Origin of the sequence: Acidovorax sp. JMULE5, assembly GCF_013376875.1 — a bacterium.
Lineage (GTDB): Bacteria > Pseudomonadota > Gammaproteobacteria > Burkholderiales > Burkholderiaceae_C > Acidovorax > Acidovorax facilis.
The window spans coordinates 4,304,977-4,330,137 of record NZ_CP035951.1 but is presented as its reverse complement, the minus strand read 5'-3'; the positions used below and the strand labels follow the sequence as shown (position 1 = coordinate 4,330,137).

Annotated in this window: 19 protein-coding genes; 9 read left to right on the top strand and 10 right to left on the bottom strand. The window is 65.6% G+C overall.

The genetic code is table 11. The annotated features are described in order from the left end of the window. Positions 1-58: 58 nt before the first annotated feature. Positions 59-2,035 (bottom strand): molecular chaperone HtpG, encoded by a 1,977-nt coding sequence (gene htpG, locus EXV95_RS19710; RefSeq protein WP_176888142.1) that lies wholly within the window; start codon positions 2,033-2,035, stop codon positions 59-61. A gap of 323 nt (positions 2,036-2,358) precedes the next feature. Between htpG and aqpZ the strand changes: the two genes are divergently transcribed. Beyond that, on the top strand, positions 2,359-3,054 hold the full coding sequence (aqpZ, locus tag EXV95_RS19705) for an aquaporin Z (protein WP_176888141.1): 696 nt from the start codon (positions 2,359-2,361) through the stop codon (positions 3,052-3,054). Positions 3,055-3,115: 61 nt separating this feature from the next. On the opposite strand, the gene EXV95_RS19700 is transcribed toward aqpZ, so the two are convergent. The 6 genes from EXV95_RS19700 to EXV95_RS19675 form a co-directional block, all read right to left on the bottom strand. Next, positions 3,116-4,051, bottom strand: coding sequence for an exopolyphosphatase (locus EXV95_RS19700; RefSeq protein ID WP_176888140.1), 936 nt, complete (start codon positions 4,049-4,051; stop codon positions 3,116-3,118). Between the two features lie 135 nt (positions 4,052-4,186). Continuing rightward, entirely contained in the window at positions 4,187-5,452 is a 1,266-nt protein-coding gene (locus EXV95_RS19695) for a triacylglycerol lipase (protein ID WP_176888139.1), read from the bottom strand. Positions 5,453-5,507: 55 nt separating this feature from the next. After that, positions 5,508-6,335, bottom strand: a complete 828-nt coding sequence (locus EXV95_RS19690; protein WP_176889118.1) for a pseudouridine synthase — start codon at positions 6,333-6,335, stop codon at positions 5,508-5,510. Positions 6,336-6,654: 319 nt separating this feature from the next. Then, a complete protein-coding gene (locus tag EXV95_RS19685; protein ID WP_176888138.1) occupies positions 6,655-9,024 on the bottom strand; it encodes a bifunctional diguanylate cyclase/phosphodiesterase in 2,370 nt (789 codons plus the stop codon). Beyond that, on the bottom strand, positions 9,021-9,686 hold the full coding sequence (locus EXV95_RS19680; protein ID WP_176888137.1) for a methylamine utilization protein: 666 nt from the start codon (positions 9,684-9,686) through the stop codon (positions 9,021-9,023). Before EXV95_RS19680 ends, EXV95_RS19685 begins: the two co-directional genes overlap by 4 nt. Further along, entirely contained in the window at positions 9,683-10,579 is an 897-nt protein-coding gene (locus tag EXV95_RS19675; protein ID WP_176888136.1) for a DUF4394 domain-containing protein, read from the bottom strand. The genes EXV95_RS19680 and EXV95_RS19675 overlap by 4 nt, the downstream gene beginning before the upstream one ends. 396 nt (positions 10,580-10,975) lie before the next feature. On the opposite strand from EXV95_RS19675, the gene EXV95_RS19670 reads away from it, so the two are divergent. Continuing rightward, on the top strand, positions 10,976-12,679 hold the full coding sequence (locus EXV95_RS19670) for a methyl-accepting chemotaxis protein (protein WP_176888135.1): 1,704 nt from the start codon (positions 10,976-10,978) through the stop codon (positions 12,677-12,679). 22 nt (positions 12,680-12,701) lie between these two features. Here EXV95_RS19670 and EXV95_RS19665 read toward each other — a convergent pair whose 3' ends face one another. Beyond that, complete coding sequence (locus EXV95_RS19665) at positions 12,702-13,424, bottom strand: Crp/Fnr family transcriptional regulator (protein ID WP_176889117.1); 723 nt, start codon at positions 13,422-13,424, stop codon at positions 12,702-12,704. Between the two features lie 177 nt (positions 13,425-13,601). On the opposite strand from EXV95_RS19665, the gene EXV95_RS19660 reads away from it, so the two are divergent. Further along, positions 13,602-14,780: an ABC transporter substrate-binding protein gene (locus EXV95_RS19660; RefSeq protein ID WP_176888134.1), complete on the top strand. Its 1,179-nt coding sequence runs from the start codon at positions 13,602-13,604 to the stop codon at positions 14,778-14,780. Between the two features lie 181 nt (positions 14,781-14,961). Here the strand turns inward: EXV95_RS19660 and EXV95_RS19655 are convergent, their stop codons facing one another. Beyond that, positions 14,962-15,792 carry a general secretion pathway protein GspB gene (locus tag EXV95_RS19655; protein ID WP_176888133.1) on the bottom strand — a complete coding sequence of 277 codons (831 nt, stop codon included), beginning with the start codon at positions 15,790-15,792 and terminating at the stop codon, positions 14,962-14,964. Positions 15,793-15,794: 2 nt separating this feature from the next. Further along, positions 15,795-17,549 (bottom strand): ExeA family protein, encoded by a 1,755-nt coding sequence (locus EXV95_RS19650; RefSeq protein ID WP_176888132.1) that lies wholly within the window; start codon positions 17,547-17,549, stop codon positions 15,795-15,797. 243 nt (positions 17,550-17,792) lie between these two features. Here EXV95_RS19650 and EXV95_RS19645 point away from each other — a divergent pair, with 243 nt between their 5' ends. The 6 genes from EXV95_RS19645 (at position 17,793) to EXV95_RS19620 (ending at position 25,032) form a co-directional block, all read left to right on the top strand. Continuing rightward, a complete protein-coding gene (locus EXV95_RS19645; protein WP_176888131.1) occupies positions 17,793-19,739 on the top strand; it encodes a long-chain fatty acid--CoA ligase in 1,947 nt (648 codons plus the stop codon). 38 nt (positions 19,740-19,777) lie between these two features. Further along, positions 19,778-20,563, top strand: coding sequence for an ABC transporter ATP-binding protein (locus EXV95_RS19640; RefSeq protein ID WP_055400027.1), 786 nt, complete (start codon positions 19,778-19,780; stop codon positions 20,561-20,563). A gap of 15 nt (positions 20,564-20,578) precedes the next feature. After that, positions 20,579-21,508, top strand: a complete 930-nt coding sequence (locus tag EXV95_RS19635; protein ID WP_055400015.1) for a branched-chain amino acid ABC transporter permease — start codon at positions 20,579-20,581, stop codon at positions 21,506-21,508. Between the two features lie 29 nt (positions 21,509-21,537). Continuing rightward, entirely contained in the window at positions 21,538-22,614 is a 1,077-nt protein-coding gene (locus tag EXV95_RS19630) for a branched-chain amino acid ABC transporter permease (protein ID WP_055400013.1), read from the top strand. A gap of 52 nt (positions 22,615-22,666) precedes the next feature. After that, the gene (locus tag EXV95_RS19625) at positions 22,667-23,995 is read left to right on the top strand and encodes an ABC transporter substrate-binding protein (protein ID WP_121422119.1); all 1,329 of its coding nucleotides are present in this window, start codon (positions 22,667-22,669) and stop codon (positions 23,993-23,995) included. A gap of 224 nt (positions 23,996-24,219) precedes the next feature. After that, a complete protein-coding gene (locus EXV95_RS19620; protein ID WP_055400025.1) occupies positions 24,220-25,032 on the top strand; it encodes an ABC transporter ATP-binding protein in 813 nt (270 codons plus the stop codon). Positions 25,033-25,161: the final 129 nt, after the last annotated feature.

Sequence of the window (25,161 nt, the reverse complement as noted above, 5' to 3'; positions counted from 1 at the left end):
TTTTTATAGCACCTAGCGCTTGATGGAAAAGCGCCAGAGGCCGATTTGGCCTAAGTTTTTATACCAGCAAGGCGTTCACGCGCTTCACATACGCGGCGGGGTCCTCAGGCAAGCCGCCCTCGGCCAGCAGCGCCTGGTCAAACAGGATGTGCGCCAGGTCATGGAAGTGCACGCTGCCATCGAGCTTCTTGACCAGCGCGTGCTCGGCATTCACCTCCAGCACGGGCTTGGTCTCGGGCGCCTGCTGGCCGGCCTGCTTGAGCATGCGGGCCAGTTGGGTGCTCATGCCGTCGTCCTGCACCACCAGGCAGGCGGGCGAATCGACGAGGCGCGTGGTCACGCGCACGTCTTCGGCCTTGTCCTTGAGCGCTTCTTTCAGCTTGGCCAGCACAGGCTTGAAGGCTTCGGCAGCTTCTTCGGCGGCTTTCTTCTCGGCCTCGTCCTGCAGCGTGCCCAGGTCCACGGCGCCCTTGGCCACGCTTTGCAGTGGGGTGCCGTCAAACTCGTGCAGGTAGTTCAGCGCCCACTCGTCCACGCGGTCGGTCATCAGCAGCACTTCGATGCCTTTCTTCTTGAAGACTTCGAGCTGCGGGCTGTTCTTGGCAGCGGCCAGGGTGTCGGCAGTGATGTAGTAAATCGCCTCCTGGCCTTCCTTCATGCGGGCCTTGTAGTCGGCAAAGCCCACCGTCACGGCGTCGCTGGTGGTGCTGGCAAAGCGCAGCAGCTTGGCCAGGCGCTCGCGGTTGCCAAAGTCCTCGCCCAGGCCTTCCTTGAGCACGGCGCCAAACTCGCTGTAGAACTGCGTGTACTTGCCTTCCTTGGCCTTGTCGTCGGCATCCACCACATCGGTCACGCCGTCGGCATTGGCGGCGGTGTCGTGCTTGTCGTGTTTGGCCAGGTCTTCCAGCATCGAGAGCACGCGCTTGGTCGAGCCTTCGCGGATGGCACGCACGTCGCGGCTTTCCTGCAGCAGCTCGCGGCTCACGTTCAGCGGCAGGTCGGCGGAGTCGATCACGCCCTTCACAAAACGCAAGTAGGTGGGCATCAGCGCCTCGGCGTCGTCCATGATGAACACACGCTTCACGTACAGCTTCACGCCCGCCTTCTTGTCGCGGTTCCACAGGTCAAACGGCGCCTTGGCAGGGATGTACAGCAGCTGCGTGTACTCGGTATTGCCCTCGACGCGGTTGTGCGCCCAGGTCAGCGGGGCCTCGTGGTCGTGGCTGATGGTTTTGTAGAACTCGGCGTACTGCTCTTCGGTGATGTCCTTCTTGGGGCGCGTCCACAGGGCGCTGGCCTTGTTGATGGTTTCCCACTCGCCGGTCTTGACCATGCCGCCGGGCTGGCGGCCGCCGTTTTCGTCATTGGGGTTGATCAGTTCGCCGTCTTTCCACTCTTCCTTTTCCATCAGGATGGGCAGGCTGATGTGGTCGGAATACTTGGCGATGACCTGCTTGAGCTTCCAGGCGTTGAGATATTCCTCGGCGTCGTCGCGCAGGTGCAGGATGATGCTGGTGCCGCGCTGGGCGCGGGTGATGGTTTCCACCTCGAAGTCGCCCGTGCCGCCACTGATCCAGCGCACGCCTTCTTCGGCCTTCAGGCCCGCGCGGCGCGATTCCACGGTGATCTTGTCGGCCACGATGAAGCCGGAATAGAAGCCCACGCCGAACTGGCCGATGAGCTGGGCATCCGCCTTCTGGTCGCCGCTGAGCTTGCCCATGAAGTCCTTGGTGCCGCTTTTGGCGATGGTGCCCAGGTGGTCGATGGCTTCTTGCTGGCTCATGCCGATGCCGTTGTCGGTGATGGTCAGCGTCTTGGCGGCCTTGTCGAAGGTCACGCGCACTTCGAGGTTGGGGGCGTCTTCAAACAGCGCGGAATTGTTCAGGCCCTCAAAACGCAGCTTGTCGCAGGCGTCCGACGCGTTGGAGATCAGCTCGCGCAGGAAGATCTCCTGGTTGGAATACAGCGAATGGGTGACCAGGTGCAGCAGTTGCGCTACTTCGGCCTGGAAAGACAGGGTTTGTTTTGTGCTCATGGTGTCTTGGAGGTTGCTGTGTAAGGTGCAAAAAGAACGCGTTTCACGCCCAGGAGGCCAGGAAAGGCATTCGCGCGTGTTCACCTCGGGGCGGACTCGGTGATTTCAAGGGTTGCACTGTGCGGGCGCACGCCCCTCACCACCCGCGGCCCGCACCGAAGCCATCCCGCACAGCCATTTCGGCGCTGAAGATTGTTGACAATTTGCAGGCATTTGACAGCAATTTCTGTCATTTAGACCCCATAAGATGCACGCCACCGAAGGCGCTCGGTGCGAGGCCGCCTTCCCATCCTCTGCCCCCTTTCCTCCGGAGCCCCCTTGCCATGCCCACATCCCTGAAAAAATGGTCCGCCGAGTTCCTCGGCACGTTCTGGCTGACATTTGGCGGTTGCGGTAGCGCCGTGCTGGCTGCCGCCTTCCCGCAGCTGGGTATCGGTTTTGTCGGCGTGTCCCTGGCCTTTGGCCTCACGGTGCTGACCGGGGCCTATGCGCTGGGGCCGATCTCGGGCGGGCATTTCAACCCTGCCGTGTCGATAGGGCTGGCATTGGGAGGCCGGTTCAAGGCGTCCGAGCTGCCGGGCTACGTGGTGGCCCAGGTGCTGGGTGCCATTGCTGCAGCGGGCGTGCTGTACCTCATTGCCACGGGCAAGCCGGGCGCAGACATCGGGGGCTTTGCCACCAACGGCTATGGCGAACACTCCCCCGGCGGCTATGGGCTGATGGCCGCCGTGGTGACGGAGGTCGTGCTGACAGCCATCTTCCTCATCGTGATCCTGGGCGCCACGGCCAAACGCGCGGCCAGCGGCTTTGGCGGGCTGGCCATCGGCATGTGCCTCACGCTCATCCACCTGATCTCCATCCCGGTGACCAACACCTCGGTCAACCCGGCCCGCAGCACTGGTCCGGCGCTGTTTGGCCCAGCCTATGCGTTGTCGGAACTGTGGGTCTTCTGGGCCGCGCCCATTGCAGGCGCACTGCTGGGCGCCGCCATCTACCGCGCACTGCTGAGCGACGACTGATCGCGAAGGGGCGGCATGCACGGCGCACGGCCTTGCCGCCCGCCCCCTGTCGCTTTGCCGGTCAACCTTCGATCGTGATGCGCTGCACCAGCGACTGCAGGATCTGGTCGGCCTTGTCATTGGCCACCTGGCAGGTGCCCGCTGCTGCATGCCCACCGCCCCCAAACTCCAGCATGAGGTTGCCGATGTGAACCTGGCTGCTGCGGTCCAGGATGGACTTGCCGGTGGCCAGCACCGTGTTCTGTTTTTGCAACCCCCACATCACGTGGATGGAGATGTTGCAGTCAGGGAACAGCGCGTAGATCATGAAACGGTTGGTGGCCCAGATGGTGTCCTCCTCGCGCAGGTCCAGCACGACCAACTTGCCGATGCGGATGGCGCAGCGCTGCAACTGCTCCTGGGCCTTGGGGGCGTGTTCGCGGTAAAGCTGCACGCGCTCCTGCACATCGGGCAGGGCCAGGATCTCTTCAATGGTGTGGTCGCGGCAGTACTGGATGAGGTCCATCATCAGCGCGTAGTTGCTGATGCGGAACTCGCGAAAGCGCCCCAGGCCCGTGCGCGAATCCATCATGTAGTTCAGCAGCACCCAGCCCTGGGGGTCGAGGATGTCTTCGCGCGAATACTGGGCCGAGTCGGCCTGGTCTACCGCCGCCATCATCTCGTCGGTGATGCGCGGAAAGGCCGCCTTGCCGCCGTAGTGGTTGTAGACCACACGGGCTGCCGAGGGGGCATGGGCTTCGATGATGTGGTTTTCGGAGCGCCGCCCCGAATTGCGCACAGTTTCGGACTCGTGGTGGTCGAACACTAAATGGGCCCCGGGCACATAGGGCAGGTTGGTGGTGATGTCACGGCTGGTGATGGCAATCTTGCCGTCCTGCATGTCCTTGGGGTGGACGAAGGTGATTTCGTCGATGAGGTTGAGCTCATTGAGCAGCACGGCGCACACCAGGCCGTCAAAGTCGCTGCGGGTTACCAGGCGGTATTTCACGTCACTCACTAGCTTCTCCTTGTTACATATCTCGTGGCCACATGGTAGCGGTGGCCTCACACCCGACAAGACCGCTGGCGGGGAAAAACAGGCCATCCGAACCGCTTTTCCGGTTCTGCCGTGTTGCCTGTTTTATGCTTGTCTTCACACAGGCTGCAGCCATTGCTCTAGCTGCTGCGCCACACCCGCATCTCCCAGCAACGCCAGGTGGCCCATCCGGTGGAACACGGCCTGCCGACTCTTGGCAAAACCCAGGGTTCGTTTCGCATCATCATGGATGCCCAGGGCACTGTGCAATGGCACCAACCCGTCCCCCACCAGCCGCTCGGCCGCCGGACTGCGCCGCGCCGCCAGCGTGGCGGCCACGGCATGGCAGGCCACCCCTTCGGGCAGGGGCACGGGGATGCGCCGGTCAGGGTGCCGCAGGAAGCGGTCACGCCCCTGCCAGTCGGCCTCCAGCACATGGCCATGGCGCAAGTCGGTAATGCCCGCGCTGCGCAACTGCGCCAGCCGGGCAAACGGCCGGGAATACGGCGTGCTGCCCAGCAGGGTGTCCACCCAGTGCCCCGCCCGCTCCAGCGGGGCGCCATGGTGGGGCGTTCCCAAAAATACGAGGTGGCGCAGCAGCGACAGCCAGCCCTGCCCCGCAGCCGCCGCCTGGTGGCAGGCACTGCGGGCCACCAGGCCGCCCATGCTGTGGGCCAGCACCGCTACCTCCTTCACGGGCACGGGCCAGGCCGCTACCAGGGATTCCAGCTGGACGGCCAGCTCGGCACCGTTGGCGGACGTGTGCAGGCCCGTGTTGTAGCGCAGGTAGACCGGCGTATAGCCCAACGTCTGCGCGAGGTGGGCACCATGGTCATGGCCCTGGTGCAGCCACTGCAGATCGTTCATGCACAGGCCATGGACCAGCACCAAGAGCTTGCCCGTGGCCCCGCCGCTGGCGGCCAGGGCGGGCAGGTCCAAAGGCAGCCCATCCCGGTAGAACCCCATGCGGGTGCACAGTGGGTTGTCGTCGCGCTGCAGGCGGTCACCCATCACGCCGTTGAGGGCGGCGAGCACGGCCTCGCGCTCCCACTGCACTGCGGTGGGAGGCGCATCGGGTTCAAAAAACGGCTCCAGCCGCGCCAGGCCTGCCTGCAGGCCCGCGTCCACCAGGCGTGTCACGCCCCGAATGCTCTGGTAGACCAGCCCGGTCAGGCCGCGCGCCTGGCCCGGCTGTGGCCCGCCGGGCAGGCCCAGCGTGCCCAGCACCGACTGGTGCACCCCCTCGGCCACGCGGCTGATGCCCGTGGTGGCCTGTGTGGCCAACCGCGCCACTCCCCGCAAGTCTGACGCACGCAACTGGCGCAGCGGATGGGGTTTGGCGGCGTTGGCAGCATCAGCGCGCGGTCGCGGTGGTGTAGACATGGAGAAGGCTCCGTTCAAGGGATGCGGTGCGGTGACGCGGGGAGCCTGGTGGTACTCAGAACCGCTCGCTGGGAGACAGGTAGCGCCACTGCCCCACCGGCAGATTGCCCAGGGTGACGCGGCCGATGCGAATGCGCTTGAGCCCCACCACCTTGAGGCCCACTAGCTCGCACATGCGGCGGATCTGGCGCTTCTTGCCTTCGGTGAGCACAAAGCGCAGTTGCTCGGGGTTCTGCCAATCGACCTTGGCGGGCTTGAGCGGCTCGCCGTCCAGGCTCAAGCCGTGGCGCAGCCGGGCCAGCAACGCGGGGGGAAACACCGCCTGCACGTTGGTGCTGACGGGATCACGCTCGTCGATTTCCTGCAGCGGCGCCGAGCGCTCACTGGGGTGGCGTGGCACCGCCTGGCCCGGTGCCTGGTAGACCACGCGCACCAGGTACTCCTTTTCCATCTCGGAATCCTCACCAATGATCTGCCGGGCCACGCGACCATCCTGGGTCAGCACCAAGAGGCCCACCGAGTCGATATCGAGCCGCCCCGCAGGCGCCAGGCCACGCAGCTGCGGCGGAGAAAATCGGTTGCGGCTGGGGTCGTCACGCCAGTGCGTGCGGGGGTTGATCAATGCCACGGCGGGCGTGTGGCCATCCTCGGCCTGGCCGCTCACATATCCGATGGGCTTGTTCAGCAGGATGGTGACGCGCTGCTCCTGGAAACCCTGGGCAACCTTGTCTACGTCGATGCGGTCGGTAGGCAAAACCTGCACGCCCATCTCGGCCACCTGGCCATTGACCTTCACCCAGCCCTGGGCGATCCAGTCGTCCGCCTCGCGCCGCGAGCACAGGCCCAGCTCGGCCATGCGCTTGTTCAGGCGGGAGCTGACCATGCCGTTCACGGTGATCGTCGCGGACGCTCGTTCGGGCGCTTGCTTGATGGGCGCAACAAACGAGCCCGACGCCGTGCGGTAGTTGGGGGGCGCGGGCGCCCTGGCAGCGCGCGGCGGCGGCGCAGGCCGGACGGGAGCGGCTTTGGCGGCCACGGCGGGACGGCGGAGAACAGGACGGGTTGCGGGTGCCGCTGGTGCGCTGGCGCTTGCAGCAGGCGCAGGGGCAGCAGCGGGGCCAGCAGGCGGGCGGGAACTGGAAGGAGAAGACATTGCGCGTATTTTCGCCTGCGGGGCCTGGCAGACCAAGAACTAAAGAAACTTACCCCTGGCGCACCTGATGCGCCTGCCCCTCTTGCCAGGCCAGGAAATCATCGACCGGCAGTGGTCGTGCAATGTGATAGCCCTGCGCCTCATCGCACGCCAGGGTGCGCAAGCGCTCCAGAATGGCGGCGGTTTCTACGCCCTCGGCCACTACGGTGAGCCCCAGGTTGTGCGCCAGGTCGATGGTCGAGCGCACGATCATCGCGTCGTCCTCACCCGTCTCCATGCCCATCACAAACGACTTGTCGATCTTGAGCTCGTCCACCGGCAGGCGCTTGAGGTAGGCCAGCGAGGAATAGCCAGTGCCGAAGTCGTCAATCGACAGCTTGAAGCCTTGCTCCGACAGCCGGTTGAGCATGGCCTCGGCGCGCTGGGGGTCGTCCATGATGGCGCTTTCGGTGATCTCCAGGCAGAAGGCACTGGCCGGCACGCCATGGCGCACCAGAATGTCGGCAAGGCGGGTGCTGAGTTCCGGGTCGAGCAGATCGCGTGTGGACAGGTTGACCGACACCCGCAGCGCCAGGCCCTGGGTGCGCGGGTCGGCCAGCAGGCGCGCCACCTCTTCGAACATCCACAGCGTGAGCTGCCGCACGAACCCCGTCTGCTCGGCAAACGGAATGAACTGCATGGGCGGCACCAGGCCGCGCTGCGGGTGCTGCCAGCGCACCAGGGCCTCGGCAGCCCGGCCGGGCTGCCCGTGCAGCGGCACCTTGGGCTGCAGGTACAGGCGCAGCTCGTGGTGCTCCACCGCGTGTCGCAGCTCGCTCAGCAGCGACAGGGTCTGCGCGCTGGCCGAATCAAATGAAGCGTCGTACTGCTGTGCCCCGCTGAGCCTGCGCTTGGCGGCATACATGGCGATCTCGGAGCGGCTCAGCAGCGTGTCGGCATCGTCGGCATCACCAGGCCAGCAGGCAATGCCAATGCCAGCACTCAGGTCCACCGTCTGGTCCTCGAAGGCCAGCGGCTCTTCGAACGACTGGGTGATGCGCAGCGCCGTGGCATTGGCGGTGGCCGCATCGGCGCCCCGCAGCAGCACGGCGAATTCGTTGCCGCCCAGGCGGGCGACCATGTTGTCGGGCGATGGCACCTGCTGGCGCAGCCGCTCGGCCACCGCCTGCAGCAGGCGGTCACCAAAGGAATAGCCGAGCACGTCGTTCACGTGTTTGAAGCGGTCCAGGTCGAGCGTGAGCACGGCCAGCGGGTGCGGAGGCGCCGCGCCGCCGGTGCTGCGTGCAATGGCCAACACCACCGCCTCGCGAAAGCGCTCCCGGTTGGGCAGCCCGGTGAGCCGATCCCAATAGGCCAAGCGGCGGACCTCGGTTTGCTGCGCAGCAATGTCCCTGCGCATGTGATCGAACGAACGTGCGAGGTTGCCAATCTCGTCGCTGCGGTCGGTGTGTTCCAGCGGCACATCGTATTCACCGCGCGACAGCCGCTGCGTGGCGGCCAGCAGCGAGCGCAGCGGCGTGGTCAGGCGTTGTGCGACCAGCCCCGTGCCCACCGCAAACAGCATCACCCCCGCCACGGTGATGATGGCCAGCAGCACCTGCAGCTGTCGGTAGGGGGCAAGCACTTCGTCCACAGACCGCAGCAGCAGCGCCTGCACCTCGCCCCCCACGCTGTCCAGGCGAATGGCCCTCGCCAGCAGGATGCCCTCGGGCGTCTGCAGCTCGCCCGAGGGAACACCCTCGCGCTGCAGCAGCGCCAGCGAGCTTGGCGGCAGCGTGCTGACGGGCACTTTGGACCTGCCGTCCTCGCCCTTCACGACCAGCGCCACGTGCACCGCCAGCAGCTGCCGCATCTCATCGGCCAGCGGCTGGTTGACTGGGAACCCCATCAGCACCCAGCCAATGACCACCGGTGCGCGCAGCGGCACCATCACGAACTGGTAGGGCACGCCGCCCATCACTGCGATCTGGCTGCCCTGCGGCTGTGCGGCCAGCGGCGGCACCAGCGCGCGCAAGGTGGCTGGAAACGCCTCCATGTTGCCCGCCAGGCTGACCGCGCGCAGTTCCAGGTCGGTGCCCAGCAGCGCGGTGACCGCCGCGCCAATGCGGTTGCCGTGGTTTTCGAGCACCGACTGGATGGTCTCCTCGTCGCCCGAATTCACGGCCGAGCGAAAACCGTAGTCGGCGGCCAGCAAGGCCGAACCCTGGCGCAGCTTGTCGGCGTTCTGCTCCAACAGACGGCGCCAGACGTTTTCATCCAGGTCCAGGGCCTGGGCAATCTGCGCACGGGCATTGCGCTCGATGGTGGCGCGCACCACGGCAAAACCTGCAGCCTGCACGATGAGCAGCAGCAACAACGTGAGCCCAATCAGCCGCAAGATCAGGCTGCGCCCCAGTTCGCACAGCTTCTTCCGGTTCAAGGCTGCAGCCCTGCCAAACGCACCGATGCCGCCGCAGCACCCGTGGCGGGCACCGTGAGCGCCTGCTCCTGCGCGGGCGCGCCCACAGGCAACCGCGTGTGCCAGGTGCGCAAGGTGTAGGTGCCGGGCGGCACGTTGTCGATCTGCGCCCGGCCCGGTGCGGCAGGTGTGCGGGCGTAGTACGGGGTGTCCACCACCACAATCCAGCCGACCATCTGGTCGTGGATATTGCAGCCCAGCACGGCCACACCAGGGCGGTCGAACAGCACAGGGTTGGAAGGCGTGCCTGTATAGAGCTTGAGTTCGAACTTCTTGGCCGGCGAGAACGAATAGACGTGGTGGCGCACCGAATCATGGTTGGGGAACCGCACCTCGGTGCCTACGGGCACCACGAGCACGCCGGGCACAAACTGCCGCTTTTCCTGCGCCATCTCCGCACCGGACAGCGGCTTGACCGCCTTGCGGGCCTCGGCGGATTCGAGAAACACCACGGCGTCTGGCAGCGGCCTGCCCGCCGCATCCAGCACCTCCACCTGCACCGTGGCCGCCTGCCCCGCGGCAGGCAGGCCCGCCAGGCAGACCAGAGCCGCCCGCGCCACGCCCGCCAGAAAATTCTGGGCAAGCGCAGCCCGGGCGCGCTGGGCAGGGCCACAGGTGGTCATGGCTCGATGGCCATGCCCAGCAGGGGGGCGCCTTCACCCACGGTGCCCAGCGGCCGGGTGGCCCCTGTGCGCAGGTCCACGAGGTGCAGCCGCGTCTGGCTGTCTACCGAAGTGCGCACCGCAATCAGCGCGGTATTGCCGACGTCCGAAATATCGAACGCCACGTCGGTGAGCCGTGGCAGCCCCAGCGCCCCCACGGTGCGCAGCTGGCCGGTGTTGGGCGACACCACAGGCGTGGTGCCTTCGCGTGAGCCCTGCATCACCAACACGCCGAGGGTGCGGTCGATGGCGTAGTTGGTGGTGATCTTGCTGTCCTGGGCGTTGTAGGTATAGGCGGCGCCTGCGATGTCGGGATTGCGGCCGGCGTGGGTGTCGCTCCACGCATAGCGCAGGGCCGGGTCGGGTTGCACACCCTCGACGGCCGGGTCGCCATCCACGGCAGCCCCGGTGTCGGGGTGCAGGCGCAGGTTCTGGCCCGTGTTCGACACCACACGGATCCGGTCGGCCGCAGGGTTGAAATCGAAGCCGAAGGCCGTGCCCCGCAGGCCCAGGACCGCTGGTGCCGGCCCCACGGGGCGCAGCGCGCCAGTGGGAATGTCGAGCGTGTACAGGCGGCCCGCCTGAGAGAGCGCATAGAGCACGCCACGCGCCACCCGAAAGTCGATACCCACCAGCCGCTCACCTGCGGGCAGACCCGTGACGGGGCGCCGCTCCAGGATGCGGTCTGGCTGGCCGGCGTGGAAGGTGATGAGTTCGTGCGAGGCCGTGATCGCAACGACCAGTTCGCGCTGGCTGGATTCTGGCGCGGGTGCGGTGGCGCAACCCGCCAGCGCAGCGCCTACCAGCGCTGCAGCAGCCATGTGGCGCACCAAAGGGAAGGAAAGAGCTTTCATCGTGGGGCCTCACATCTGTAACGGATTTATACCTGATGGGCCACTCCCGCGTGGCCACAGAGCAATCCAGGGAAAGTGGATTGCTATATTTTGTATAGCATTTGATGCTTTAAATACAGGCGTAAACACCAGTTCTATCTGTAATCTTGCGAAGCAACAATGCCGCAATACGCTTTCAAAACCGGCAAAAAATTGCCCGCAGATTTGTAACAAACAGCCCATGCACATTGGGCATACCACTATCCGCAAGCGTCATGACACATTTTGTAATTTTTGCCTACACTGCCTTGAACCCGGACGCAGACCAAGGCCATTCAGCAGGTGGCTGACGCGGGCACCGTTATTGCTTCGTTCTCCCCACACGATTCATTGTCCCAAGAGACTCCAAGGAACACCATGCAGGCCGCAACGTCACTCAAATCCCTGTCGATTTCCAGCCGGCTGAGCCTGGGCTTTGGCTGCATGCTGGTGCTGTTGGTGGCGGTGGCCGCCGTGGGCCAGCTCTCGGTGGGCAAGGTTCACGAGCAGATGCGCCAGATCACGGGCATCGGCGCCAACAAGGCCAAGCTGGTCAATGGCATGCTGGAGAGCGTGAGCGCCATGGGCATCCAGAGCCGGTCGGCGGCCATGCTCAACGACATCGACCCCAAACAGGCCCGCGAACAGATTGATGCTGTGGCCAAGACGCTCAAGCTGTATGCGACCCAGGAAGCCGCGCTGGCCGATTTGCTGACCCCCGCCAACGCCACCCCCACCGAGATCAAACTGCTGGGCGAAGTGCAGGCCCTGGGCAAGAAGACCCGCCCCGAACTGGACACAGCTATCAAGGCCGCCGACGACGGCGATACCGTGAGCGCCACCCTGGCGCTGATGACCCGCGTGGCGCCCGCCGAAACCGCCTGGCGCACCAAACTGGGCGAACTCATCGACCTGCAAAACACGCTGAATGCCGAGGCCACGGCATCGGCCGAGCACACGCAGAGCCAGGCCCGCGTGGTGGGCGGGCTGCTGGTGCTGCTGGCCATTGGGTTGGGCGCGCTGATTGCCTGGCGCATCACCACCAGCATCACGGCCCCCATTGGCCGCGCAGTGGTGGTGGCCGAACGCATTGCGCGCGGCGACCTCACCTCGCAGGTCGAAGTGCGCATCCACGACGAAACCGGCCGCCTGCTCGAAGCCATTGCCGCCATGCAGGAACGCCTGCGCACCCTGGTGGGTGAGATTGGTCAGACGGCGGATTCCATCCTGGTCGCCAGCTCGGAAGTGGCCTCGGGCAACCTGGACCTGAGCCAGCGCACCGAACAAACCTCGCACAACCTGCAAAGCGCGGCCAGCTCGCTGGTGGACCTGACCGGCACGGTGTCGCAGAGCGCCGACTCGGCCCGCCAGGCCAACCAATTGGCTTCCACCGCATCGGATACCGCCACGCGCGGCGGCGAGGTGGTGTCGCAGGTGGTGCGCACCATGGACACCATCAGCGCCAGCTCGCGCAAGATCGCCGACATCATCAGCGTGATCGACGGCATTGCGTTCCAGACCAACATCCTCGCGCTGAATGCGGCGGTAGAAGCAGCCCGCGCAGGCGAACAAGGCCGGGGCTTTGCCGTGGTGGCCGGCGAGGTGCGCAACCTGGCGGGCCGCTCGGCCAATGCCGCGCGCGAGATCAAGGCGCTGATCGGTACCAGCGTCGACCAGGTGCAGGAAGGCAGCACCCTGGTAAACCACGCCGGCAAGACCATTGAGGAACTGGTGCTGTCGGTGCGCCGCGTGTCGGACATCATGGGCGAGATCACCGCCGCCACGCAGGAGCAAAGCCAGCGCATTGGCCACGTGAGCCACTCGGTGGGTGCGCTGGAAGAAATGACCCAGCAGAACGCGGCGCTGGTGGAAGAAGGCGCCGCCGCCGCCGACAGCCTCAAGGACCAGGCCGGGCGCCTCACACAAATGGTGGGCACCTTCCGCCTCACGCGCGACGGCGGTGATGACAACAGCTGGGGGGCAGCGGCTCCGGCGGCATCCCCCGTACCGGCTCCCGCCCAGCGCTCCAGCCTGCAGGCATCCCTACAGCCCCGCAGCAAGCTGCCGTCCTTGCCCCGCTGAGCCACGGAGGCCCCCGGCCCGGTCAGCCGCCCTTGATCTGAAAGATGCTGGAGCGCAGCGCAGCAAGGTCCAGCACACGCAGGCCGCCATACTCCACACGGATGGCACCTTGCGCCTCCAGCGCGGCCAGCGCCTCGTTCACGCGCTGGCGCGAAAGGCCCACCAGATAGGCCAGCTCTTGTTGCGTGATGCGCAACACCTCGCCCACGCCCGGGTACAGCACCGGGTTGAACAGCGACGCCAGGCTGCGGGCCACACGCACATCGGGGTTGTTCAGGCGGTCGATCTCGCGCGCGGCGATGAACTGGCCCAGGCGTTCGTTGAGCTGGTTCATCACAAAGCGGTTGAAGCCGATGGAGTGGTCCAGCAGCCAGTGAAAGCTGTCAATCGGCAACCCCGCCACCACACTCTTGCGCAGCGCCTGGATGTTGTAGCGGTAGGGCTCGCGCTTGATGGTGGTGCCCTCGCCAAACCAGCCGCCCGGCGGCAGGCCCGCGTACGTCATGGTCTGGCCCTGGGCGTTGTCCGTGCTCATCTTGAGCAGCCCCTCGACCACACCAAACCAGTAGGTCACCGGGCGCCCCACGCGGCACACATAGTCGCCCGCCTTGGCATCCCCCACCAGCAACGAGGCCACAGCGCGCTCGCGCTCGGCGGGCAGCAGCAGTCGCAGCCAGGGAATGCCGTCCAGCTCATCCGCCGTGGGCGGCCGACGACGCTGGTGCAAAGACAGATCCTGGTTCATGCGTGAGTCCATGGCGCGAAGGTTCTCATGAAAAAGGGCCGTCTGCCGCGTTGGGGAGGTGCGGGAATACCACGACCCCAATTGTCGCCAGACCGACAAAAAATGCCAATCGTGATTGGATGATGTCGCCTCCCCCGGCCGCCGCTGCGCAGGCCCGGGCCTTTTGAGGAGACACACATGCCCGCCGACCTGCCCCCGACCACCGCCCGCCCACCGTCCCACATCGCCCGGCGCCAGTTGCTGGCTGCCGCGACCGCCACCATCAGCCTGCCCTGGCTGGGGCTGGGCAGCGCCCGCGCACAGGAAGGGACCATCCGGATTGCACAGTCCACCGCCCTCACCGGCCCGCTGGGCGATCTCGGTTCGGCCATGCACCAGGGAGCCAAGGCGGCGTTTGCCGGCATCAATGCACGGGGGGGCATCCACGGCAAGACCATTGAACTGGTCACACAGGACGACACCTACGACGTGCCCAAGGCGCTGGCCAATGTGGAGCAGTTCCTGGCAGACCCTGGGTACTTTGCGCTGTTCAACTGCATGGGCACCCCCATGATCGACGCCATGCTGCCCAAAGTGATCGAGAGTGGCATTCCGTTTTTCGCCCCCTTCACCGGCGCGCAGCTGAGCCGCACCAAGGCCCGCAGTGTTTTCAACATCCGCGCCAGCTATGCCGACGAGGCCGAAAAGCTGGTGCAACACCTGTCTACCATCGGCATCCAGCGCATCGGCATCGTCTACCAGAACAATGCGTTCGGCAAAGAGATCTTTACCGCCGCCAAACAGTCGATGGACCGCCTCAAGCTGCCCGAGGCGCTGACGGTGACGGTCGAAAACAACGCGTCGGATGCTGGCGCCGCAGCCACCAAACTGGCAAGCGGCAACCTCGAAGCCATCGTGATCGGCCTGGCAGGCAAGCCCACGCTGGAATTCGTGAAGGCGTTTCGCGCCATCAAGCGCGGCGTGACGCTGTATGCACTGTCGGTGATGGGCACCCCCGCTACCGTGAAGGCCCTGGGCGCAGATGCCACGGGCATGGCCATTTCGCAGGTCGTGCCCCTGCCCTCCAACGTGGTCATGCCCGTGGTGCGCGACTTCCAGGCCGCCTGGAAGGCCTCGGGCGCCACGGCCGATCCCTCGCACCTGGCGCTGGAGGGCTACATCAACGCCCGCGTCTTTGCCGAGGCCCTGCAGCGCGCGGGCCGCAACCCCACACGAGCCGCCTTCATCGACGCCACCTGGAACCTCAAGAAGTGGGACCTGGGTGGCTTCGAGATCAACGCCAGCGCCCCCGACCGCAATGCATCGCGGTTTGTGGAGCTGACGCTGGTGGGGCGCGACGGCAGGTTTATCCGGTGACCCCGGGGTTGCTGCGCCGTCTCCCGGACTCTGGTGGGCCGGTGACGCCGACTCCACCGTAGCTCTCGCTTTGCGTGGAGCCAGGTGTTGAAAGCACGGCGCCTCACAAAACAACTATCAAATAGATAGCTATTAGTGCTTACAGGATAAACGCTAGAGGCTGTTTTAACTGATTTTTTTACTACTGCGCCGCCACACCATACCGGTAGCCCTTGAACGACCAGACAGTACGCCCAGGCTCGATCTTCTCCAGCACCAGGCCGGGTGCCGCCTGGTCGCCTTCGTGCAGCACCTGTCCGTTGACGATGGCCATGCGGTAGGCCGGATTGTTCGAATGGGTGGCGCCCGTCACCTTGAGCGCAGGCAACTGCGTGCGCAAGGCCTCGGGCAGATCTCCCTGCGCAAACACGGGGCTGGCGGGCGGCGGGGCCACCCCGGCGTCTGGTGACGGCCGTGGCGCAGGCGCTGCGGGGGCCTGGGGGGCGGGCGCAGCTGTCGGGCTGCGCGGGCGCGCGGGCTGCTCGGCTGCGGGGGCGCGGGCCGCCGCAGGAGGCGTCACCACCACGGAGGCCACGGGCCGCTCACGTTCACGCGGGGGTAGCTGAGGTGCTGCGCTGCGTTTGTCTGCCGGGCGCTTGTCGGCGCTGCGGGGCTCAAGCGGTGCCATCGGTGCGGGTGCGGGTGCCGGGGCAGGCTCCGGCGCGGGCACAGGGGGCGGCAGCGGGGTTGGCGCTGCCACGGGGGGCGCCACGGCAGCGGGCGTTGGCACAGCCGGGGCCGCTGCCACCACCACAGCCGGGGCCTGGGGCCGCAGGGCCCACCAGGTGCCGCCGGCCGCCAGCGCAGCGGCTCCGACCACGCCCGCTGCGACAAACCACAGGTTGATCGGCCCGGCCTGACCCGGCATGGAGGAAGCGCCAGAAGTGGGCGCAGCCTGCGTGTGCAGGCCCGGCACGGCGCCCCGGCCGCGTTCGGCATCGGCACGCCGCAGGGCATCAAGGATGTAGGACATGGTTAAGGCGTGTTCCGCAGACGTGGCTCGTTCACGCCGGTGGCGCGGTTGAGCAGCATGAGGGTCAGGGGGCCGGCGCGGCCGTCGGGCGTCACGCCCTGGGCCAGCTGGAACCGGTGGATGCGCGACTGGCGCTGGGCGGGTGTCACCGGCTTGCTGCCGAGGCCTGAGCCACCGGCGGCCTTGCTCGCCAGCCGCTGGTCCAGCCAGGCCGCGCCCGCCGGTGAATCGGTGATCTCGCCCCGGTCGGGCATGCCCACCGGGGCGCGCCACAGCGTGGCAATCTCGCCGCGCCAGACCTGGGCCAGTTCGGCCACGGGCACGCGCAAGCTGCGGCCGCCGCCTTCGAGCGTGGCGTTGTCGCCATCCAGTCCACGCAGCAAGACCGAGACAGGGGCCTCGGCCTCTTCCGACGGGTACAGAGCCAGCAGGACGGGCCGGTCGATCTGGCGCACCAGGTTCAGGCCCGCTCGGCGGTTGCGGTAGCAGCGCAGGCCCTCGCGCGGCAGGGTAGCGCAGGCATCAGCGCCCGCAGGCAAAGCCGCCCCCCAGGCCGAGGCCAGCGCCTGCCAGGCCGGTGCATCGGCGGCAGGCTGGGCCTGCATAAATTGGTCCAGCGCAGAAGACGGTGCCGCCGATGACGCCGGTACAGCGGGCGCGGCAGCAACCGGGGCGGAGGCAGCCGCAGCGGATGCGGGCAGCACTGCCGCAGCCGCCGGGGGTTTGGCGCCCGGGCTGGACGCCGCACCCTGCGCCACGGTGGCACCAGGGCCTGTGGTGGCCACCTGCGGGCCGCCACGGTGCGCAGGCCACACCCCCATGCCCCACCCCACAGCCGCCACCGCTGCAGCGCCGGCCACAGCACCCAGGCCCGCCAGAGCCCAGCGTGGCAGTCCCGCCTGCCGGGCGCTGCGCGCTGCAGCGGCCGAGGCCGGCGCATCGAACACCTCGCGCGCAGCGCGGTTGACGATGGCCCGGTTCACCTGCCGCGCGCCAGCCGCATAGGCACCGAGCAGCGCCCGGTCGCACAGCAGGTTGATGCGCCGGGGCACGCCGTGCGAGAGCGCATGCACACGCCGCAGGGCACCCCGGTCAAACGGCAGCGGCCCGGTGAGCCCAGCCACTGCCAGGCGGTGTGCGATGTACTGCTGTGTCTCCTGCGGGCTCAGTGCGCCCAGGTGAAAACGCGCAATCACGCGCTGGGCCAATTGCTCCATCGACGGCTTGGCCACCATGGCGCGCAGCTCGGGCTGGCCGATGAGGATGATCTGCAGCAGCTTGCGCTCGCTGGTCTCCAGGTTGGTCAAAAGCCGCAGCTGCTCCAGCACGTCGGCCGAGAGGTTCTGTGCCTCGTCGATGATGAGCACGGTGTTGCGCCCGGCGGCGTGCGCCGCCAGCAACGAGGCGTTGAGCGGGTCGATGTAATCCTTGACCGTTTCCACACCACCCGGCACGGTGGGCTTGTGCGGCACCCCGAACTCGTCGCAGATGGAACGCAGCAGCTCACGCACCGTGAGCTTGGGATTGAAGATGTAGGCCACGTTGCAGTGCGACGGGATCTGCTCCAGAAAGCAGCGGCACACGGTGGTCTTGCCCGCCCCCACCTCGCCCGTGAGCAGCACGAAGCCCCCCCCTGCATCCAGTCCATAGAGCAGGTGGGCCAGCGCCTCGCGGTGCCGCTCGCTCATGAACAGGTAGCGGGGGTCAGGGGCGATGGAGAACGGCGGGTGCTGAAGGCCGAAGAACGGGGCGTACATAGCCCGTGAGGATACCGCCCCCCTGTGAAGCGCTCGGCGATACCCCGTCCGCCACCCTCGCCCATCGGCCATTTGCAGTGCGTCAGGGTTTTACCCGAGGAGTAGTTTCCCGTAAATTGTCGTCGGCAAGACAAGATGACGTCAAAGTCAGTCCTAGCATCCATCCCATACACAGATACGCAGCCACAAGGCCGCGCTCCCGGCAGTCACCGGACGGACACCTCTTACTTTCAGGAACCTGCAATGTTGACCACGTTCCCGCAATTGCTGCTCAAGCATGCCGCCGAGCGCCCCACGGCCCCGGCCCTGCGCGAAAAAGAATATGGCATCTGGCAAACCCACAGCTGGGCTGACCTGGTGCGGCTGGTGGAGCAGGTGGCCGCCGGCCTGCACCTGGCCGGGCTGCAGCGCCATGAACACATGGTGGTGATCGGCGCCAACCGCCCCCGCCTGTACGCCACCATGCTGGCCGCGCAGTCACTGGGCGCGATTCCTGTTCCGCTGTACCAGGACGCCGTGGGGGCCGAATGCGTGTTCCCGCTCAACAACGCCGAAGTGCGCTTTTGCCTGGTGGAAGACCAGGAGCAGGTGGACAAGCTGCTGGAGATCCGCGAGCAGTGCCCCCAGATTTCGAACATCTACTTTGACGACCCGCGCGGCCTGCGCAACTACGAGGAACAGGGCCTGGCGTCGCTGGACTCGCTGATCGAAGCAGGCAAGGCGCACGTCGCCAAGAACCCCCAGTGGTTCCAGAGCGAGGTCGCCAAGGCCCAGCCCGACGATGTGGCGGCGATGTTCTTCACCTCGGGCACCACGGGCAACCCCAAGGGCGTGGTGCACACCCACAGCACCCTGCTGGACCGCGCCAGCGCAGGTGCCGAGTTCGACAAGCTCACCAGCAGCGAAGAAGTGCTGGCCTACCTGCCCCCGGCCTGGATCGGCCAGAACATCTTCAGCTACGCCCAGTGGCTGGCCTGCGGCTACGTGGTCAACTGCCCCGAGTCGGCCAGCACGGTGACCATCGACCTGAAGGAAGTCGGCCCCACCTACTACTTTGCGCCGCCGCGCATTTTTGAAGGCCTGCTGACCAGCGTGATGATCCGCATGGAAGACGCAGGCACCATCAAGCGCGCCATGTTCCACGCCTGCATGAGCGTAGCCAAGCGGGTGGGCCCCGCCCTCATGGACGGCGAACCCGTGGGCACCCTGGACCGCATCAAGTACGCCCTGGGTAACCTGCTGGTGTACGGCCCGCTACGCAACAACCTGGGCTTTAGCCGCGTGCGCGTGGCCTACACGGCAGGCGAGGCCATTGGCCCGGATCTGTTCACGTTCTACCGCTCCATCGGCATCAACCTCAAGCAGCTTTATGGCTCCACCGAGACCGCCGTGTTCGTGTGCCTGCAGCCCGACAACCAGGCGCGCGCCGACACGGTGGGCGTGCCGATTCGCGGTGTGGAGATCAAGGTGGCCGACAACGGCGAGATCCTCGTCAAGTCCGCCGGCCTGCTCAAGGAGTACTACAAGAACCCCAAGGCCACGGCCGAGGTGCTCACCGCCGATGGCTGGTACCACACCAGCGACGCAGGATTCCTCGACGCACACGGCCACCTCAAGATCATTGACCGCGTGAAGGACGTGGGCCGCATCAAGGGCGGCGCCAACGATGGCGCCATGTTTGCGCCCAAGTATGTGGAGAACAAGCTCAAGTTCTTCCCGCACATCAAGGAAGTGGTCGCGCTGGGCGACGGCCGCGAGAAGGTGTGTGTGATGGTCAACATCGATTTCGACGCCGTGGGCAACTGGGCCGAACGCCGCAACCTGCCCTACGCGGGCTACACCGACCTGGCGCAAAAGCCCGAGGTGTACGAGCTGATCCGCGAGTGCATCGAGAAGGTCAACGCCGACCTCGCCACCGACACCATGCTGGCGGGCAGCCAGGTCAGCCGCTTCCTGGTGCTGCACAAAGAGCTGGACGCGGACGACGGCGAACTCACGCGCACCAACAAGGTCCGCCGAGGCTTCATTGCCGAAAAGTACGCGGTGCTGGTGGATGCGCTGTACGCAGGCCGCAACGAGCAGTACATCGAGACCCAGGTCAAGTTCGAGGACGGCCGCACAGGCAGCGTGAGCGCCACCCTGAAGCTGTCGGACACAAAGACCTTCGCGCCCGTCAAGGCTGCAGCATGAAACCCGCTCTCTACCCGCCCGAGCAGCAACACCCCACCATGACCAAAAAGAAGATCGGCGACGTCATCCTGGACGTCAAGAACATCAGCCTGCGGTTTGGCGGCGTGAAGGCGCTGACCGACATCTCGTTCAACGTGAAAGAGCACGAGATCCGCGCCATCATCGGCCCCAACGGCGCGGGCAAAAGCTCCATGCTCAATTGCATCAACGGCGTGTACACGCCGCAGGACGGCTCGATCACCTTCCGGGGCAAGACGTTCTCGCACATGAACTCGCGCCAGGTGGCCGAGATGGGCGTGGCGCGCACGTTCCAGAACCTGGCGCTGTTCAAGGGCATGAGCGTGATCGACAACATCATGACCGGCCGCAACCTCAAGATCAAAAGCAACCTGCTGATGCAGGCGCTGCGCATCGGCCCCGCCGAGCGCGAGGAGATCCGCCACCGCGAGTACGTCGAGCACATCATCGACTTTCTCGAAATTCAGGCGTTTCGCAAGACGCCCGTGGGCCAGCTGCCCTACGGCCTTCAAAAGCGCGTGGACCTGGGCCGCGCCCTGGCCATGGAGCCGCAGGTGCTGCTGCTCGACGAGCCCATGGCCGGCATGAACGTGGAAGAAAAGCAGGACATGTGCCGCTTCATCCTCGATGTGAACGACGAGTTCGGCACCACCATCGTTCTCATCGAGCACGACATGGGCGTGGTGATGGACATCAGCGACCGCGTGGTGGTGCTCGACTACGGCAAGAAGATCGGCGACGGCAGCCCCGACGAAGTGCGCAACAACGAAGACGTGATCAGTGCCTATCTGGGCACAAGCCACTGATCGGGAGAACAATTCATGGCATTCTTTTTGGAAACCCTCATCGGCGGCCTCATGGCCGGCATGCTGTATTCGCTGGTGGCGCTGGGCTTTGTGCTGATCTACAAAGCTTCGGGCGTGTTCAACTTCGCGCAGGGCGCGATGGTGCTGTTTGCAGCGCTGGCCATGGCCCGCTTTGCCGAATGGATCCCCAAGTGGACCGGCATCGACAACCCCATCGTGGCCAACCTGGCCGCCTTCGTGATTGCGGGCGCCATCATGTTCGTGGTGGCCTGGCTGATTGAAAAGCTGGTGCTGCGCCACCTGGTCAACCAGGAAGGTGCCACGCTGCTGATGGCCACATTGGGCATCACGTACTTTCTTGAAGGCCTGGGCCAGACGCTGTTTGGTAGCGACATCTACAAAATCGACGTGGGCATGCCCAAGGAGCCCATTTTTGCGTTTGACACGGTGTTCCAGGGCGGCATCCTGATCAACAAGGAAGACGTGATTGCTGCCGCCATTGCCGCCGCGCTGGTGGCCCTGCTGTCGGTGTTCTTTCAGAAAACCTCTACCGGCCGCGCACTGCGCGCCGTGGCAGACGACCACCAGGCGGCCCAATCCATCGGCATCCCTTTGAACCGCATCTGGGTGATCGTGTGGTGCGTGGCAGGTGTGGTGGCCCTGGTGGCCGGGATGATCTGGGGCAGCAAGCTCGGGGTGCAGTTCTCGCTCACCACGGTGGCCCTGCGTGCGCTGCCGGTGGTGATCCTGGGCGGCCTGACTTCAGTGCCCGGCGCCATCATCGGCGGCCTGATCATCGGCGTGGGCGAAAAGCTCTCCGAGGTGTACCTGGGCCCCTTCGTGGGCGGCGGCATCGAGATCTGGTTTGCGTATGTGCTGGCGCTGGTGTTCCTTCTGTTCAGACCGCAAGGTTTGTTCGGAGAGAAGATCATTGACCGCGTGTAACCCATCACAAGAACAACAGGAGACACCCCATGCTCTACCGCGAAAACGGCCAGTTCAAGACGAGCTACCGCGCTGACCAGCAGATCTTCCCGATCGCGCAGGACCGCATTGCCATCGGCATCATCCTGGCCATCGCCTTCATCGCCGTGCCCATGCTGGCCAGCGATTACATCTTCCGTGCCATCCTGATCCCCTTCGTCATCATGGCGCTGGCGGCCCTGGGGGTGAACATCCTGGTGGGCTACTGCGGGCAAATCTCGCTGGGCTCGGGCGCCTTCATGGCGGTGGGCGCCTATGGGGCCTACAACTTCTTCGTGCGTTTTCCCGGCATGCCGCTGATCCCAGCGCTCATCCTGGGCGGGCTGTGCGCCACGTTCTTCGGCATCCTGTTCGGGCTGCCCAGCCTGCGCGTCAAGGGGCTGTACCTGGCGGTGGCCACGCTGGCCGCGCAGTTCTTCAGCGACTGGATGTTCCTGCGCATCAAGTGGTTCACCAACAACTCCGACTCGGGCTCGGTGTCGGTCACCAACCTGCAGGTGCTGGGCATGCCGATCGAAAGCGCCACCAGCAAGTACATCTTCTGCCTGGCCATCCTGGTAGTGGTGGCCCTGCTGGCCAAGAACCTGGTGCGCGGCGCCATCGGGCGTGAGTGGATGGCCATCCGTGACATGGACGTGGCTGCGGCCGTGATCGGCATCCGCCCCATGTACGCCAAGCTCAGCGCGTTTGCGGTCAGCTCGTTCATCGTGGGCATGGCCGGCGCGCTGTGGGCCTTTGTGCACCTGGGCGCGTGGGAGCCTGCGGCCTTCTCGGTGGAAATTTCGTTCCGCCTGCTGTTCATGGTGATCATCGGCGGGCTGGGCTCGATCATGGGTGGCTTCTTTGGTGCGGCCTTCATCGTGGTGCTGCCCATCGTGCTCAACCAGTTCCTGCCGGCCTTCATGGGGATCTTTGGCATCGAGGTGTCCACCGCCGGTGTCTCGCATGCCGAGCTGATGATCTTCGGCGCACTGATCGTGTGGTTCCTCATCGTCGAACCCCATGGCCTGGCCAAGCTGTGGTCCACCGCCAAACAAAAACTCCGCCTCTGGCCCTTCCCCCATTGATCCCCTGCCAGTTTTCCCCGTGCTTCAACACATTCATCCAAAGGAGACATCCATGAAGCTTTCGAAAATCGTGATCGCCGCTGCGGTGGTTGCTGCCGGTGCCTCGTCCATTGCGACGAGCGCCCTCGCACAAGCCAAGGAGCAGTTCTTCCCGCTGCTGTCCTACCGCACAGGCCCCTACGCACCCAACGGTGTGCCATGGGCCAACGGCAAGCAGGACTACATCAAGATGATCAACGCCCGCGACGGCGGCATCAACGGTGTGAAGCTGACCTTTGAAGAATGCGAAACCGGCTATGCCACCGACCGTGGCGTGGAATGCTACGAACGCCTCAAGAGCCGCCCTGGCGTGTCTCTGTTCGACCCCCAGGCCACCGGCATCACCTTTGCGCTGACCGAAAAAGCCCCCGTGGACAAGATCCCACTGATGACACTGGGCTACGGCCTGTCGGTGGCGCAGGACGGCCAGGCGTTCAAGTGGAACTTTCCGTTCATGGGCAGCTACTGGACCGGCGCCGACATCCTGATCCAGCACATCGGCAAGGCCAATGGCGGCCTGGACAAGCTCAAGGGCAAGAAGATTGCGCTGGTGTACCACGACAGCCCGTTTGGCAAGGAACCCATCCCGCTGCTGCAAGAGCGCGCCAAGATGCACGGCTTTGAGCTGCAGATGCTGCCCGTGACCGCGCCCGGCGTGGAACAAAAAGCCACCTGGCTGCAAGTGCGCCAGAGCCGCCCTGACTACGTGCTGCTGTGGGGCTGGGGCGTGATGAACTCCACCGCCCTCAAGGAAGCCCAGGCCACCGGTTACCCCCGCGAAAAGATGTATGGCGTGTGGTGGGCGGGTGCCGAGCCCGATGTGCGTGACGTGGGCGAAGGCGCGAAGGGCTACAACGCGCTGGCACTGAACACCTCGGGCCAGCAGCCCAAGGTGATCCAGGACATCCTGAAGAACGTTCACGACAAGGGCCAGGGCACAGGGCCCAAGGACGAAGTGGGCTCGGTGCTGTACACGCGCGGCGTGATCATCCAGATGCTGGCCGTCGAATCGGTGCGCCGCGCACAGGAGCGTTTTGGCAAGGGCAAGGTCATGACCGGCGAACAAGTGCGCTGGGGCATGGAAAACCTGGCCCTGGACCAGAAGAAGCTCGACGCGCTGGGCTTCAAGGACGTGATGCGTCCCCTGTCCACCAGCTGCGCCGACCACATGGGCTCCACCTGGGCGCGCGTGCACACCTGGGACGGCAAGAAGTTCAACTTCTCGTCCGACTGGTACCAGGCCGATGAGCAGATCTTGAAGCCCATGGTCAAGGCCGGCGCGGACAAGTACCTGGCCGACAAGAAGATGACGCGCCGCGACGCTGCGGACTGCCAGAGCTAAGCACATCCCCCTGAGCGGCTTTGCCGCTTCCCCCTTCTCTCTTAGCGCTTCGCGCTGCGGGAAGGGGGACGCAACCAGCGCGGCGGGGCGGCCCTTGCGCGGTGGCACTGGTATTTCAGGCTGCGACCGTTTCAAGGGCCAGTGACGTAACGGCTGCTTTCTGGCAGCCGCCAATCCAAAGGGTTGTGCAACAACTCTTTGGATTGGTACAGGAAGGCAACACCATGGACTCCAACAGCAATATCGTTCTCAACGTCAACGGCATCGAGGTCATCTACAACCACGTGATCCTGGTGCTCAAGGGCGTGTCACTGCAGGTGCCGCAGGGCTCCATCGTGGCCATCCTGGGGGGGAACGGGGCGGGCAAGACGACCACGCTGCGCGCCATCTCCAACCTGCTGCAGGGCGAGCGGGGCGAGGTCACCAAGGGTTCCATCGAGCTGCGCGGCGAGCGCATCGAAAACCTCTCGCCCGCGGACCTGGTGCAGCGCGGCGTGGTGCAGGTGATGGAGGGGCGGCACTGCTTTGCCCACCTGACGATCGAAGAGAACCTGATGACGGGCAGCTACACCCGCACCAGCAAGGCCGAGATCGCAGCCAATCTGGAGAAGGTCTACAACTACTTTCCGCGGCTGAAGACACGGCGCACTTCGCAGGCTGCGTACACGTCGGGCGGCGAGCAGCAGATGTGCGCCATTGGCCGCGCGCTGATGGCCAACCCCAGCATGGTGTTGCTGGACGAGCCATCGATGGGCCTGGCGCCGCAGATCGTGGAGGAGGTGTTCAATATCGTGAAGGACCTGAACACCAAAGAAAAGGTCACCTTCCTGCTGGCCGAGCAGAACACCAACATGGCCCTGAAGTATTCCGACTACGGCTACATCATGGAAAGCGGCCGCGTGGTGATGGACGGCGCTGCGAGCGACCTGGCCAACAACGAGGACGTCAAGGAGTTCTACCTGGGCGTGGGCGGCGGCGAGCGCAAGAGTTTCAAGGATGTCAAAAGCTACAAGCGGCGCAAGCGCTGGTTGGCTTGAGGAGCCCCCTGTGGCGCTGCGCGCCTTCCCCCTCAGGGGAACGCACCCAGTGGCCTGGCAGAGCCAGTTCCACGGGTGCGCTGGTGGGGCAGCGCGGGCAGCCAGGGCAGTGCTCATTTTCGGACCTCG

Bases quoted from the DNA above. Each gene is read 5' to 3' on its own strand.
- htpG (WP_176888142.1), bottom strand. From the start codon at position 2,035: ATGAGCACAAAACAAACCCTGTCTTTCCAGGCCGAAGTAGCGCAACTG.
- aqpZ (WP_176888141.1), top strand. From the start codon at position 2,359: ATGCCCACATCCCTGAAAAAATGGTCCGCCGAGTTCCTCGGCACGTTC.
- EXV95_RS19695 (WP_176888139.1), bottom strand. From the start codon at position 5,452: ATGTCTACACCACCGCGACCGCGCGCTGATGCTGCCAACGCCGCCAAA.
- EXV95_RS19690 (WP_176889118.1), bottom strand. From the start codon at position 6,335: ATGGTCAGCTCCCGCCTGAACAAGCGCATGGCCGAGCTGGGCCTGTGC.
- EXV95_RS19680 (WP_176888137.1), bottom strand. From the start codon at position 9,686: ATGACCACCTGTGGCCCTGCCCAGCGCGCCCGGGCTGCGCTTGCCCAG.
- EXV95_RS19675 (WP_176888136.1), bottom strand. From the start codon at position 10,579: ATGAAAGCTCTTTCCTTCCCTTTGGTGCGCCACATGGCTGCTGCAGCG.
- EXV95_RS19670 (WP_176888135.1), top strand. From the start codon at position 10,976: ATGCAGGCCGCAACGTCACTCAAATCCCTGTCGATTTCCAGCCGGCTG.
- EXV95_RS19665 (WP_176889117.1), bottom strand. From the start codon at position 13,424: ATGAACCAGGATCTGTCTTTGCACCAGCGTCGTCGGCCGCCCACGGCG.
- EXV95_RS19660 (WP_176888134.1), top strand. From the start codon at position 13,602: ATGCCCGCCGACCTGCCCCCGACCACCGCCCGCCCACCGTCCCACATC.
- EXV95_RS19655 (WP_176888133.1), bottom strand. From the start codon at position 15,792: ATGTCCTACATCCTTGATGCCCTGCGGCGTGCCGATGCCGAACGCGGC.
- EXV95_RS19650 (WP_176888132.1), bottom strand. From the start codon at position 17,549: ATGTACGCCCCGTTCTTCGGCCTTCAGCACCCGCCGTTCTCCATCGCC.
- EXV95_RS19645 (WP_176888131.1), top strand. From the start codon at position 17,793: ATGTTGACCACGTTCCCGCAATTGCTGCTCAAGCATGCCGCCGAGCGC.
- EXV95_RS19640 (WP_055400027.1), top strand. From the start codon at position 19,778: ATGACCAAAAAGAAGATCGGCGACGTCATCCTGGACGTCAAGAACATC.
- EXV95_RS19635 (WP_055400015.1), top strand. From the start codon at position 20,579: ATGGCATTCTTTTTGGAAACCCTCATCGGCGGCCTCATGGCCGGCATG.
- EXV95_RS19630 (WP_055400013.1), top strand. From the start codon at position 21,538: ATGCTCTACCGCGAAAACGGCCAGTTCAAGACGAGCTACCGCGCTGAC.
- EXV95_RS19625 (WP_121422119.1), top strand. From the start codon at position 22,667: ATGAAGCTTTCGAAAATCGTGATCGCCGCTGCGGTGGTTGCTGCCGGT.
- EXV95_RS19620 (WP_055400025.1), top strand. From the start codon at position 24,220: ATGGACTCCAACAGCAATATCGTTCTCAACGTCAACGGCATCGAGGTC.